This is a genomic window from Ralstonia sp. OTU4908 (assembly GCF_038440115.1).
Classification (GTDB): domain Bacteria; phylum Pseudomonadota; class Gammaproteobacteria; order Burkholderiales; family Burkholderiaceae; genus Ralstonia; species Ralstonia pickettii.
This window is the reverse complement of the sequence record NZ_JASATD010000062.1, coordinates 1-13497: the sequence shown is the minus strand read 5'-3', so window position 1 is coordinate 13497 and position 13497 is coordinate 1. Positions and strand designations below refer to the sequence as shown.

Annotated in this window: 12 protein-coding genes; 7 read left to right on the top strand and 5 right to left on the bottom strand. The window is 63.5% G+C overall.

From position 1 onward, the window contains the following. Positions 1 to 92 precede the first annotated feature (92 nt). The 3 genes from AAHM38_RS24605 to alc all read right to left on the bottom strand — a co-directional run bounded on the left by AAHM38_RS24605 (position 93) and on the right by alc (position 2994). Positions 93 to 1367 carry a M20/M25/M40 family metallo-hydrolase gene (locus AAHM38_RS24605; RefSeq protein WP_015855901.1) on the bottom strand — a complete coding sequence of 425 codons (1275 nt, stop codon included), beginning with the start codon at positions 1365 to 1367 and terminating at the stop codon, positions 93 to 95. A 92-nt stretch (positions 1368 to 1459) separates the two neighbouring features. Next, positions 1460 to 1987 carry an ureidoglycolate lyase gene (locus tag AAHM38_RS24600; RefSeq protein WP_015855902.1) on the bottom strand — a complete coding sequence of 176 codons (528 nt, stop codon included), beginning with the start codon at positions 1985 to 1987 and terminating at the stop codon, positions 1460 to 1462. After that, entirely contained in the window at positions 1984 to 2994 is a 1011-nt protein-coding gene (gene alc, locus AAHM38_RS24595; RefSeq protein ID WP_015855903.1) for an allantoicase, read from the bottom strand. The genes AAHM38_RS24600 and alc overlap by 4 nt, the downstream gene beginning before the upstream one ends. Positions 2995 to 3337: 343 nt before the next feature. On the opposite strand from alc, the gene AAHM38_RS24590 reads away from it, so the two are divergent. Genes AAHM38_RS24590 through AAHM38_RS24580 form a run of 3 tightly spaced genes read left to right on the top strand, consistent with a single transcriptional unit; the run spans position 3338 to position 6002 of the window. Beyond that, positions 3338 to 4678 carry a C4-dicarboxylate transporter DctA gene (locus AAHM38_RS24590; RefSeq protein WP_015855904.1) on the top strand — a complete coding sequence of 447 codons (1341 nt, stop codon included), beginning with the start codon at positions 3338 to 3340 and terminating at the stop codon, positions 4676 to 4678. A gap of 37 nt (positions 4679 to 4715) precedes the next feature. Continuing rightward, complete coding sequence (locus AAHM38_RS24585; RefSeq protein WP_041668560.1) at positions 4716 to 5411, top strand: GntR family transcriptional regulator; 696 nt, start codon at positions 4716 to 4718, stop codon at positions 5409 to 5411. A gap of 6 nt (positions 5412 to 5417) precedes the next feature. Next, entirely contained in the window at positions 5418 to 6002 is a 585-nt protein-coding gene (locus AAHM38_RS24580; protein WP_009239596.1) for an IMPACT family protein, read from the top strand. Between the two features lie 3 nt (positions 6003 to 6005). Here the strand turns inward: AAHM38_RS24580 and AAHM38_RS24575 are convergent, their stop codons facing one another. Both AAHM38_RS24575 and AAHM38_RS24570 read right to left on the bottom strand, forming a co-directional pair. Beyond that, positions 6006 to 6431 carry a hypothetical protein gene (locus AAHM38_RS24575; RefSeq protein ID WP_258035431.1) on the bottom strand — a complete coding sequence of 142 codons (426 nt, stop codon included), beginning with the start codon at positions 6429 to 6431 and terminating at the stop codon, positions 6006 to 6008. 111 nt (positions 6432 to 6542) lie between these two features. Beyond that, positions 6543 to 7454 (bottom strand): LysR family transcriptional regulator, encoded by a 912-nt coding sequence (locus AAHM38_RS24570; protein WP_015855907.1) that lies wholly within the window; start codon positions 7452 to 7454, stop codon positions 6543 to 6545. Between the two features lie 347 nt (positions 7455 to 7801). Between AAHM38_RS24570 and gcl the strand changes: the two genes are divergently transcribed. The 4 genes from gcl (at position 7802) to AAHM38_RS24550 (ending at position 13360) form a co-directional block, all read left to right on the top strand. Beyond that, a complete protein-coding gene (gcl, locus tag AAHM38_RS24565) occupies positions 7802 to 9589 on the top strand; it encodes a glyoxylate carboligase (RefSeq protein WP_015855908.1) in 1788 nt (595 codons plus the stop codon). 43 nt (positions 9590 to 9632) lie between these two features. Continuing rightward, complete coding sequence (gene hyi / locus AAHM38_RS24560; protein WP_009239592.1) at positions 9633 to 10415, top strand: hydroxypyruvate isomerase; 783 nt, start codon at positions 9633 to 9635, stop codon at positions 10413 to 10415. A 352-nt stretch (positions 10416 to 10767) separates the two neighbouring features. Beyond that, entirely contained in the window at positions 10768 to 11964 is a 1197-nt protein-coding gene (gene glxR / locus AAHM38_RS24555) for a 2-hydroxy-3-oxopropionate reductase (protein WP_310735717.1), read from the top strand. Positions 11965 to 12040: 76 nt separating this feature from the next. Beyond that, positions 12041 to 13360, top strand: a complete 1320-nt coding sequence (locus tag AAHM38_RS24550; RefSeq protein WP_015855910.1) for a glycerate kinase type-2 family protein — start codon at positions 12041 to 12043, stop codon at positions 13358 to 13360. Positions 13361 to 13497 lie beyond the last annotated feature (137 nt).

The window sequence follows — 13497 nt, the reverse complement described above, 5'->3', positions numbered from 1 at the left end:
CCGAAAGGAGGGTGGACCACCAAGTCACAAACCCAAAGAACAAAAGGGCCGACAAAAGCCGACCCCGCAACAACGCCATCAAGCGATATCAATCACCCGCCCAATAACTCCCCCACAGCGCACCCCACCACCACAGTCGCGCCTCGCAGATCATTCAACCGCAGGTTTTCATCCGTGTTGTGCCCACGCGCTTCCATCAACGTACGCGGTCCCGCGCCATACAGCACCGTCGGCACCCCGTGCGCCGTGTAATGCCGGGCATCGGTATACAGCGGCACGCCATGCACCGGCACATCACCTCCAAACACGGCCAGCGCATTCCGTCGCAGCGCGCCAATCAGCGCGTCCACGCCCGGCAGTTCGGCAAGCGGCTCTGCCAAGAGAATGCGTTCGACTGAAACCTCGATCCCCGGCCGTTCTGCCGCCGCGCGCTCGATCACGGCGCGCAGTTCGCCTTCTGCATCGCGCCCGGCTTCTTCAGGAATCATCCGGCGGTCAACGCGGAACGTCACCAGATCGGGCACCACGTTGGTGTTGATGCCGCCCTGGATCAACCCGACGTTGAGCGTTGCATGGTCGATGCTGGGCACGGCTGATTTGCGCGTTGCGAGTTCTGCGCGATAGGCATACACGGCTTGCAGGATATGCGTGGCCGCCTCGATGGCGTCGATGCCCGTATGCGGCATGGCAGCGTGTGCCTGCTTGCCGCGCACCGTCACCTGCACGTGCAGGCACCCGTTGTGCGCCGAAGTGATGCCATAGGCAAAGCCGGCGGAGATGGCGTAATCGGGCTTGCTCAAGCCCTGATCCAGCAGCCACTTCGGGCCGATATCGCCGCCGGTTTCTTCGTCGTAGGTGAAATGGAGTTCGACGGTGCCATTGAGCTTCGCGCCGCGCTTTTCCGCGTCGATCAGCGCAAGCAGCGCCCACGTGTACGTGGCGAAGTCCGACTTGGACACCGCCACGCCGCGGCCGAACATGGTGGGGCCGTGTTCGGTCTCGACGGTCTCGCCGCCGTACGGATCGTGCGTCCAGCCAAGGCCGGGCGGGACGACATCGCCGTGTGCGTTCATGGCAACCGTGGGGCCGCCGTTACCGAAGGTGTGCCGCACGATCAGGTTGGTGGCGCTGACCATGCCGGCGGCACGTACCTGCGCCTGCGGCACGGCATGCGCCTCGACCGTCAGGCCCAGCGCCTCCAGCAGCGCCTTGGCGCGCACGGCATGCGGAGCGCAATCGCCGGACGGGTTGTCCGACGGCACCTTCACCAGCTCGCGCAGGAATTCAATCTGCTGCGCGTGCGCGGCCTCGACAAACGCGCGGATATCCGCATCGATGCCGGGGGTAGCAAGTTGGGCCTGGGTCATGTCGATGTCTCGCTGATTGCGGGGGACGGAGATTGAAAGTGACTGAGCCCCCGTTGTGCGGGGGCTCAGGATCGGCACCGATGATGCGATGCTTACAGCGCGCCCTGCATGGCCTCGGCGGTCAACCACACCGATTCGGCCAGGTCTTGCTCGTCGCAGTTGTGGCCTTCGCCACCACGGTCGACGACGATGAAATCGCTCACCTCGCCCAGGGCCAGCAGCGGGTGATGCCACACCCCACGCGCATAGTTCACGCCTTGCCAGCCACGCGAGACGAACGCGCGCAACTTGGACGGATCCAGCTCGCCGGCCGGCGCCACAACCACCAGATACGGCTTGTCGTTCTGCGGGATGAAGGCTTGGCTGCCTCGCGGGTGGCGCTCCAACATCTTCACCTCGAACGGCAGCGTACGCGGCTGGCCACGGAACAGGCTGATCAGCGCGCGGCCGCCCCCGCCCACATCGACGTTGGCGAGGTCGTGAAAGCGGATGGTCGTGCCCTGGTTGATGGGGAATTGCTTGGCCCCTTCCAGCTCGATCACATCGCCGAACGGCGCGAAGGCTTCGCGCGTGAGCGGCTCGATGGTCAGCGCGATGCGTGCGGCGGTTTCTTGGCTCATTCGATCACCCCCCACAGGCGCAGACGCGACACACCACCGTCCGGGAACATGTTGAAGCGCACGTGCGTGACGATGCCCAGGTCGGCGATTTCCGCTTCATAGTAGTGCTGCAGATCCATCTGCAGCTTCTGCTCGGGCAGCAGCGTTTGCCAGAACATCGCCTGCGTCTTCAGCGAGCTGTCGGTACCGCCCACCACGCGGGCGGCCTGGATGGAAACGCGGTCAGCGAAGTTGCCCTTGAAGTGGGCGGTGTCGACTTCGATCTTGCGGATGCGGCCCGGATGGGCCAGGGCGATCACGCACCAGTCGTTGCCCGGTTCGCGGCGGCGGCGCGTTTCCCAACCGTCGCCCATGTTCACGCCACGGCCCGGCATCAGCATGCGCGAGGCCGGCCCGAAGTGCTCGTTGTTGGCTTCGACCACATAGGCGCCGTTTTCCATGGCGGCCAGGTCGATCAGCTTGGTGCGGTCCGCACCCTTCCAGTCGACCTGCGGCTGGCCATACACCCGCAGGCGTGCGATGCCGCCGTCCGGGAAGATGTTCAGTCGCAGATGCGTGAAGGCCTGCGGGCTGGTCACGGCCACATAGGCGTGGCTGTTGCCTTGCAGCGTGGTCGACGGAACGATCTCAGTCCACTGCGTGGCATCGGTCGGCTCGCCATCCGGCAGATAGGCGGCTTCGATGGAAGCGGCCGGTGGGAAGTTGCCCGTGAAGTGGCTCGTGTCGATATCCACACCCTTCACGACGCCCGGGCGGGCCAGGCGGACGATGCAATGGTCATAGCCGCCGTTGCGGCGACGGCGCGTTTCCCAGCCATCCATCCACTTGCCGTGGTCGTCGTACTTGCCGGGGATGAACACCGCCGGCTCGGGATTGAGCATGCGATCTTTCGGCGCGAAGAATTCGTCGGTCGCGAACGTGGCCTCGGCGCCAAGGCGGGGGTCCGCCAGGTTCGGATATCGGCGCGTGAAATCCGGCGCGTTCGGATCGAGCGTAGGCATCGCCATGTGGAACTCCTTGGTGTTTGTCTCTGGATGTTATACGGCCAGCCCATCGAACAAAAACGGCGAGTCAGGACACTCGAAACTGTGGCGATGGGAACGCCGGAAGTGCAGCGTAAACGGCGGAAGCACAAGGCTTCGCGGGACTGCATGGGTCGATCCTAGCATGTGAATTCAAAAATTGCATACAAAAATTGGATCGCCTATGATGCCGTCAACGCTCGACAATTCGTCGCAACAATTCGTTGCAATCCAGTGAGCGAAACAAAGCCGTGACGACAATCGCAGCAAACCGAACTAGACGATTGGGCGCGGCTTGAGACACCCGTAATCCAAAGGAGGATTCACCATGCAACGCTTTACGCGCCCGTTGTTCGGGCAGGTTTTGATTGCCCTGGCGGTGGGCATCGCGCTGGGCATCTGGGCGCCCGAATTTGCGCAGAAGCTGCAGCCGCTCGGTGATGGTTTTCTGAAGCTGATCAAGATGCTGATCGCGCCGATCGTCTTCTCTGTCGTGGTGGTGGGGATCTGCGGCGCCGGCGAGCTGAAGAAGGTCGGGCGCGTGGGCGGCAAGGCGGTCATCTACTTTGAAATCGTCACGACGATTGCGTTGGCGCTGGGCATTGCACTGGCCTATCTGTTCGGGCCCGGCCACGGCATGAATGTGGATCCGAAATCGCTCGATCCGGCGGCCATGGCGTCGTACATGACGACCGCCAAGCAGGTGGAATCGACTGGCGTTGCAGCGTTCTTCCTCAAGCTGATTCCCGATACGTTCGTCAGCGGCTTCGTGAAGGGCGACATCCTGCAGGTGCTGCTGGTGTCGATCCTGTTCGGCTGCTCCCTCTCGCTGCTGGGAGAGCGGACCAAGCCGCTGGTCAACCTGATCGATCAGCTCTCCCATGTGCTGTTCCGCATGATGGCCGTGATCATCCGGCTGGCACCGCTGGGCGTGCTGGGCGCGGTGGCCTTTACCGTCGGCAAGTACGGCGCGGGCTCGCTCAAGCAGCTTGGCTTCCTGGTACTGCTGTTCTACGCAGCCGTGGCGCTGTTTGTGTTCGTGGTGCTCGGCACCATCCTGCGCATGGCGGGTTTCAACATCTTCAAGCTGATCCGGTTCCTGCGCGCGGAACTGCTGGTGGTGCTGGGCACGGCCTCGTCCGACGCGGTGCTGCCGTCCATCATGAACAAGCTGGAAAAGATGGGCATCAAGCGCTCGGTGGTCGGCCTGGTCATCCCGACCGGCTACTCGTTCAACCTCGATGCGTTTTCGATCTACCTGACGCTGGCCGCCGTGTTCATCGCGCAGGCGACCAATACGCCGCTGGCGCTGCAGGACCTGCTGCTGATCCTGGGCGTGGCGCTCGTCACCTCCAAGGGCGCGCACGGCATTCCGGGTTCGGCCATCGTGATTCTGGCGGCCACCCTGTCGGTCATTCCGGCCATTCCGGCCATCGGCCTGGTGCTGGTGCTCTCCGTCGACTGGTTCATCGGCATTGCCCGTGCGCTGGGCAACCTGATCGGCAACTGCGTCGCCACGGTGGTCATCGCCGCGTGGGAAAAAGACATCGACCGCGTGCGTGCCAATGCGGTGCTCGACGGCAAGATCGACATCACCGAGGAAGGCGAAGCGATTCCGCACGGCTTTGGTGTGGCGGCGCCGGCTGCGCACACACTGCCGCATGCCTGAAGCGGCTCGACTGCCGGACGGCGGTAAAATCGGCGCCATGACCGAGACCACCGCCGCCGACATCTCCTCCGAGGGCATTGCCGACGACATCGCCCAGGCGATCGTCGCGCATCGGCTGCCGCCGGGCACCAAGCTGCGCGAAGAGGCGCTGGCGCGGGTCTACCACGTCAGCCGCACGAAGATTCGCGCGGCGCTGCTGATGCTGGCCAAGGACAAGCTGATCCGCATGGAGCCTGACCGCGGTGCATTCGTGGCAAAGCCGGACGAGACCGAGGCGCGCGAGGTCTTTGCCGTGCGCCGCGTGCTGGAGGTCGCGCTGGTGCGCGAGTTCATCGCCAAAGCGACGCCCGCCGATTACAAGCGGCTGGAAAAGCACCTGGCCGAAGAGCACAAGGTGGCGGCCAGCGGCGACCTGTCGGACGTCCCGCGCCGCAATCGCCTGATGGCCGACTTTCACCTGCTGATGGCCGACGTGGTCGGGAACAGCGTGCTCAAGGAAATGCTGTACGAGCTTTCCGCCCGCAGCTCGGTGATCACGATGATGTACCAGTCCACGTACGATGCCGTGCGTTCGTCCGACGAGCACACCGCTTTCCTGGAGGCGGCCAAGCGCGGTGATGTGGAAGGCGCCATCGCCCTGATGGAAGAGCACATGGCGCACACCGAGGCGTCACTCAAGTTCGAATCGCCGGGCGGCCGAGCGACGGATCTCGTAGCCGCCCTCCTCGCCTGACCGCGCGTGCCGACGTACACGCTGCGCGCGCCGGTTTCGGCCGAGCTGGACATCAAGAAAAGCCGCTTTATCGGATTGGCCGTGCCGGTGGAAGACCGGGCTGCCGCCATGGACGTGATCGCGCGCCTGCGCGCCGAGCACCCCGCTGCCACGCACGTCTGCTGGGCGCTCCTGGCGGGCGGCCAGTCCGGCATGTCCGATGACGGCGAGCCCTCCGGCACCGCCGGTCGCCCCATCCTGGAAGTGCTGCGCCATCACGATCTGGACGCCACGCTGGGCGCCGTGGTGCGCTACTTCGGCGGGGTCAAGCTCGGCGCGGGCGGCCTCGTACGCGCCTACACCGATGCCATCGCTACCGCGCTCATGCAGGCCGAACGCGTCGAGCGCATCGCCAGCACCACGCTGACCCTCGCCACCGATTACGCCGATGAGGCGCGCATCCGCCGCTGGATCGATGATCGCGGGTATGTGCTGCTGGATGCTGCCTACGATGCGGGCGTCACACTCACTGTGCGATTGCCGGTGACGGACGAGGCGGCCGCGCGGGTCGCGTTGCGGGATTTGACGCAGGGGCGTGTGGTGATTACCTAGCGCTTATCGCTTGGGAGCGAGCGGAGCGGCCGGCGCGGCGCCCGGGCAACACGGGTTCTGGCAGTCCGGTTGGAAAACCACGTAGGCGGCTGTCGGCATTTTGGGAGCCGCCCCCTCGCGTTCCACGGCACGTAGATGCGTATCGGCTTCGGACGACTCGACTTTGTCGCCCTCGATCCCGACGGCGTCCAGCACGGCCTGGAGGCTTCTGAGGCGCAGCACGACCAGCTCTGGGTCGGGAGCAGGCTCGGACGCCTTTTGCAAGCGCACCCGGTACTTGCCGCCGCTGCGAAAATCGTCTTTGAGCTGCGAATCCCATTCCGCCAGTTTCAGGATTTCGGTGGTCGGCAGCGCAGACTCGCCAGGCGAGAACACCAGCGGATGCTCAAGCCCGGTCAGATCGCAGGCCACGGCCGAGGTGCTGAGCATGAGCGCGCCGACAACTGCAGTTCTGGGTAGCATCTTCAGTCTCCGGCATTGAGCGCGCCACCGCGATGCGCCTGATGACAAGTGTAGGAACCGTCATCCATTTCCGCACGCTCAACCCGTTCGCGACCAATACCCCGCCTGCCCGTACACGGTCTTCAGATGCTCGATAAAGAACCGGATCTTTGCCGGCACCGGCCGCTGCTGCGGGTACACGGCGAGGATGTCGTAGTCGGGCAGCGCGTAGTCGTCCAGCACCGTCATCAGCGCCCCGGATTCCAGCTCGGGCTGGATCTCCCACGTTGAGCGCCAGCCCAGGCCGAGGCCTTCGCCCATCCAGCGGTGCAGCAGTTCACCATCGTTGCAGTCGAGGTTGCCGTTCACCTTTACGGTGACGGCCTTGCCGTTCTGCTGGAAATACCAGCCGCGCTGCTGGCCGCCCTGCAGGTTGAAGGCGAGGCAATTGTGGCGCGCGAGATCATCCAGCGTGCGAGGCACGCCGTGCTTGGAGAAGTACGCGGGCGTGCCGCACACGACGCGCTTGTTCGACGCCAGGCGAATCGCCACGAAGTTCGGATCGATCGCGCCGCCAATACGGATGCCTACGTCGTAGCCTTCGCGCACGAGGTCGACCACCCGGTCGGTCAGGTTGAACGAAATGCGCACGTCGGGGTTGGCACGCAGGAAGTCCGGCGCATGCGGTGCAACGTGCTTGCGGCCAAAGGCGGCCGGCGCCGAAACGATCAGGTGCCCCGTCGCCTTGTGGCGGCCTTCGGCAACCAGCAGCTCCGCGCGGTCCAGCTCGCCCAGCGCCTTCTTGCACTGCTCCATGAACACCGCGCCCTGCTCCGTCACCGCTATGCGGCGCGTCGACCGGTGCAGCAGCTTCACGCCCAGGCGGGCTTCCAGCGCGTTGATGCGGCGTCCGATCATGACGGGCGTCACGTCCTGCGTGAGGGCGGCAGCGGCCATGCTGCCGTGTTCCACCACGGCGATGAACGCTTCGATCTGCTTGAGCTTGTCCATTCCATCATTCCAGTTCGCAATGTCTGACCATTTTAGTGAGCATTCCGTACCTGCATTGCGACTTTCTGGTGCATATCACCTGTGACGAATGGCAAAAATAGCGGACGGCCATGTGATCGATGCAAGCCCGTCAAACCAGTTTTTTGCGTCGCACAAAAACAGCTTCAAATGGCTGCAGCGTGCGCCTTTTTGGCAGTTGGCGTGCCTCCATATTGGTGCAGCACGCAAAACCATTCGGTATTTTGGGTTAGCAATCAACTGACGAAATCTGCGTTTATCCATATCGGCATGCGGGAATAGGATCAGTTCCAACTGATTCCCACCTTCCCCTTCCTGGAGACACCCCCATGCCGAAGATGAGAGCGATTGATGCCGCAGTTGCGGTGATGGAAAAAGAAGGCATCACCACCGCCTTCGGCGTGCCCGGTGCCGCCATCAACCCGTTGTACTCGGCCCTGCGCAAGGCTGGCAACATTGACCACGTGCTGGCCCGCCACGTTGAAGGCGCCTCGCACATGGCCGAGGGCTACACCCGTGCCGAACCCGGCAACATCGGTGTATGCATCGGCACGTCGGGCCCTGCAGGCACCGACATGATCACCGGCCTGTACTCGGCCTGGGCAGACTCGATTCCCATCCTGTGCATCACCGGCCAGGCCCCCCGCGCCCGCCTGTACAAGGAAGACTTCCAGGCCGTCGACATCGAGTCGATCGCCAAGCCGGTCACCAAGTGGGCCGTCACCGTGCGTGAGCCGGCGCTGGTGCCGCGCGTGTTCCAGCAGGCGTTCCACCTGATGCGCTCGGGTCGTCCGGGCCCGGTGCTGATCGACCTGCCGTTCGACGTGCAAGTCGCCGAGATTGAATTTGACCCCGACACGTACAGCCCGCTGCCGGTCTACAAGCCCGCGGCCACGCGTGCCCAAGCCGAGCGTGCCATCGAGATGCTGTGCCAGGCCGAGCGCCCGCTGCTGGTATGCGGCGGCGGCGTGATCAACGCCGATGCGGCCAAGCTGATGGTCGAGTTTGCCGAGCTGGTGAACGTGCCCGTCGTCCCGACCCTGATGGGCTGGGGCGTGCTCGCCGATGACCACCCGCTCAACGCCGGCATGGTCGGCCTGCAGACGTCGCACCGCTATGGCAACGCCACGCTGCTGGCTTCGGACTTCGTGTTCGGCATCGGCAACCGCTGGGCCAATCGTCACACGGGCAGCGTCGACGTCTACACCAAGGGCCGCAAGTTCATTCACGTCGATATCGAACCGACGCAGATCGGCCGCGTGTTCGGCCCGGACCTGGGCATCGTCTCGGACGCCAAGGCAGCGCTGGAGAAGTTCATTGAAGTGGCGCGCGAGCTGAAGGCCGCCGGCAAGCTGCCGTGCCGCAAGCGCTGGAACGCCGACGTGCAGAAGCGCAAGCGCACGATGCTGCGTCGCTCCGACTTCGACAACGTGCCCATCAAGCCGCAGCGCGTGTACCGCGAGATGAACCAGTACTTCCCGCAGAAGGGGGAAAACTCGGTGCGTTACGTGAGCACGATCGGCCTGTCGCAGATCGCTGCTGCGCAGTTCCTGTCGGTCAACCAGCCGCGCCACTGGATCAACTGCGGGCAGGCAGGCCCGCTGGGCTGGACCATTCCCGCCGCTATCGGCGTGAAGGTGGCATCGCCCAACAGCGACGTGGTCGCCATCTCGGGTGACTACGACTTCCAGTTCATGATCGAAGAGATGGCGGTGGCCGCGCAGTTCAAGGTGCCGTACATCCACGTGGTGGTGAACAACTCGTACCTGGGCCTGATCCGCCAGGCGCAGCGCAACTTCGACATGGACTACTGCGTCCAGCTCGCCTTCGACAACGTCAACGCTCCTGAGCTGAACGGCTACGGCGTCGATCACGTGAAGGTGGTGGAAGGCCTGGGTTGCAAGGCGATCCGCGTGTTCAATCCGGAAGACATCGAACCCGCATTTGCGCAGGCCCGCCTGCTGATGGCCGAGTTCTCGGTGCCGGTGATGGTGGAGGTGATTCTCGAGCGCGTGACCAACATCGCGATGGGCACCGAGATCGACAACGTGGTCGAGTTTGAAGATGTGCTCGACCTGGAAGACACGCTCACGGAAGCCGAAGGCGTCACCGCATAAAGACGGCGCGCCCCTCCCTCACCGTCCGATACAAGGAGAAACCATGACAAAGCTGGCAGCCAACCTGACCATGCTCTTCAACGAGCAGGCCTTCCTTGACCGCTTCGAAGCCGCCGCCCGTGCGGGCTTTCGCGGCGTGGAGTTCCTGTTTCCCTACGCGTTCCACGCCGACCAGATTGCCGATCGCCTGAACCGCTTCCAGCTCGACCTGGTCCTGCACAACCTGCCGGCCGGCAACTGGGACGGCGGCGAGCGCGGCATCGCCATCCTGCCGGACCGCGTGAGCGAGTTTCAAGACGGCGTGGGCGAAGCCATCAAGTACGCCAAGGTGCTCGGCGTGAAACAGCTCAATTGCCTGGTGGGCATTCGCCCCGAAAGTGTGAGCGAAGACGCGGCACGCAAGACGCTGGTGGACAACCTCAAGTTTGCGGCGAAGGCACTGAAGGCCGAGAAGATCGATCTGCTGATCGAACCGATCAACACGTTCGATATTCCGGGCTTTTATCTGAACCGCACGCAGCAGGCGCTGGACCTGATCAACGACGTGGATGCGTCCAACCTGTATGTGCAGTACGACATCTATCACATGCAGCGGATGGAAGGCGAAGTGGCTAGCACGCTGAAGCGCCATCTGGACAAGATCAAGCATGTGCAGCTGGCGGACAACCCTGGGCGCAATGAGCCGGGGACTGGGGAGATCAACTATCAGTTCCTGTTCCGTTGGTTGGATGAGATTGGCTACAAGGGCTGGGTTGGCTGTGAGTACAAGCCCAAGGCAGGGACCGTTGAAGGCCTTGGCTGGCGGGCTGCTCACAACGTTGCTTGATTTTTTGTTTGCCTTGTTCCGGCGGGGCGGTTCATCCCTTGTTTCATCCCCTGCCGGGGCTGACTCACTTTTCTTTGTCTTGCCAAAGAAAAGTAAGCAAAAGAAAGGCGCGCCCGAGATGGCGACTTCCCCTTGAATTTATGTCGCAGAGAGGGGAAGGGAAAAACTCGCTTCGCTCAGACAGTTTCCCTTCCTTTTTCCTCTCTGCAACAGAAATTCAAGGCGCCATCTAGGGCAGGAACGTCAACGGCCAAACCATCGACCACGAGTGCAGTAGGACTCCGCAGCACAACGCGAAGCAAAGCGAGCAACACCGCAACGAACAAGAGCCACCTAGGACAGCACACAGATTGTGTGGCCGTACCTTGCCCTAGATGGCGCATTGAATTTTTGTAAGCGGGCGGAAAAAGGAAGGAGGCTGTTTGAGCGCAGCGAGTTTGCCGCCTTCCCCGCCCGGTTACACAAATTCAAGGAAGGGGTCGCCATCTCGGGCGCGCCTTTCTTTGCTTACTTTCTTTGGCAAGACAAAGAAAGTGAGTCACCCCCGGCAGGGGGTGAAAAGGGAGTGGACCACCAAGGCCCAAACCACAAACCACGAACCACCAACACATCCAAACCAAGGAGATCCCTCACCATGGCAACCGCAACTCTGAACCTCGGTTTCATCGGCCTCGGCATCATGGGCGCCCCCATGGCAGGTCACCTGCGCGCAGCAGGCCACACGCTCTTCGTGCACGACGTCAACCCGGCACCCGCCGCGCTGGTGGAAGCCGGCGTGACGGTCTGCACGAGCGCGGAAGAAGTCGCCAAGCGTGCCGACATCATCTTCATCATGGTGCCGGACACCCCGCACGTTGAAGCGGTGCTGTTCAGCGAGAAGGGCGTCGCCAAGGCGCTGAAGGATGCCGGCAAGGATGCTGCAGCCGGCAAGATCGTGGTCGACATGAGTTCGATCTCGCCGATTGCGACGAAGGACTTTGCTGCCCGCATCAACAAGACCGGCGCGCAATACCTGGACGCTCCGGTGTCGGGTGGCGAAGTGGGCGCGAAGGCCGCATCGCTGACGATCATGGTGGGCGGTGAGCAGGCTGCGTTCGACCGTGTTGCTCCGCTGTTCAACCTGATGGGCAAGAACATCACGCTGGTCGGCGGCAACGGTGACGGCCAGACCACGAAGGTGGCCAACCAGATCATCGTGGCACTGAACATCCAGGCCGTGTCGGAAGCGCTGCTGTTCGCATCGAAGGCGGGTGCCGATCCCGCAAAGGTACGTCAGGCACTGATGGGCGGCTTCGCTGCGTCGCGCATTCTTGAAGTGCACGGCGAGCGCATGGTGAAGCGCACGTTCGACCCGGGCTTCCGCATCGAGCTGCACCAGAAGGACTTGAACCTGGCCCTGCAGGGCGCCAAGACGCTGGGCGTGGCCCTGCCGAACACGGCCACCGCGCAGGAGCTGTTCAACACCTGCGCCGCCAACGGCATGGGCAAGCAAGATCATTCGGCCCTGTGCCGCGCGATCGAGATCATGTCGAACCACGACATCGCCTGAATGCGCGTGTAAGTTGTGTGCACTGTCGCGGCCCTCGGGCGGCGGCAGTCTTTTTGCTGTCTCCCCGCTTTCTGCCATGCACCACGACCAGTCTGCCCAGGCCGCCCTGCGCGCTGCCCTGCCCAATCCGTCGCCGCGCGCGTTGCTGCACGGCCTGTTTGATACTGCGGTGGCTGCGGTCAGCGCTGCGCAATGCTTGCCGGCATTTCTGCCTGAACCGCCGCGTGGCCGCACCATCGTCATCGGCGCCGGCAAGGGCGCAGCGGCGATGGCCGAGGCGGTGGAGCAGCACTGGAAGGGCGAGCTGTCTGGCCTGGTCGTCACGCGTTACGGGCACGGCCGCGCGCCTGGTACGCAAGGCCGTATCGAAGTGGTGGAAGCCTCGCACCCGGTGCCCGATGCAGCCGGCCAACGCGCTGCGCAACGCATGGTCAGCCTGCTCGAAGGTTTGACGGAAGACGACCTCGTGCTGTGCCTGATCTCGGGCGGTGGCTCGGCCCTTCTGGCTGCACCGGCGGAGGGCCTGACGCTGGCCGACAAGCAGTCCGTCAACCGCGCGCTGCTCAAAAGCGGCGCGAGCATCGGCGAGATGAACTGCGTGCGCAAGCACCTGTCGTCAATCAAAGGCGGGCGCCTGGCACTGGCGTGCGCACCGGCGCGCGTCGAGACGCTGCTGATCTCCGATATTCCAGGCGACGACCCGACGCTCATCGCCAGCGGCCCGACGCTGCCCGACGCCACCACCTGCGCGGATGCGCTGGCCGTGATCGACAAGTACGGCATCGACGTGCCCGAAGCGGTGCGCCGCCATCTGGAAACCGGCGCGGGCGAAACGCCCAAACCCGGCGATGCACGTTTCGAAGGCCATCGCAGTCACGTCATCGCGACGGCTCAGCACGCGCTGGAGGCGGCGGCCGCACAGGCACGCGCACTCGGTTATGAGGCCCACATTCTGTCGGACAGCATTGAAGGCGAAGCACGCGATGTGGCCGAAGTCCACGCCGGCATCGTGCGGCAGATCGTGGCGCGCAATCAGCCGTTCACCAAGCCGTGCGTGATTCTGTCGGGCGGTGAGACGACCGTGACGGTGCGCGGTAGCGGCCGCGGCGGGCGCAATGCCGAGTTCCTGCTGGCGCTGGGCGTGGCGTTGGATGGCCTGCCGGGTGTGTATGCGATTGCTTGCGATACCGATGGCATCGATGGGTCTGAAGACAACGCTGGGGCGATTCTTACGCCGGATAGCCTGGCGCGTGCTGAAGCGCTTGGGTTGCGGGCTAAGCAACTGCTCGACAACAACGATGGGTATGGGTTTTTTGATGCGCTTGGAGATTTGATTGTGACTGGGCCGACGCGGACGAATGTGAATGATTTTCGGGCGATTTTGATTACTGGCTAATTTTGGGCGAGGGGTGGATTGGGGGTTTTTAGGTTTGTGGTTCATCCCTTGTTTCATCCCCTGCCGGGGCTGACTCACTTTTCTTTGTCTTGCCAAAGAAAAGTAAGCAAAAGAAAGGCGCGCCCGAGATGGCGACT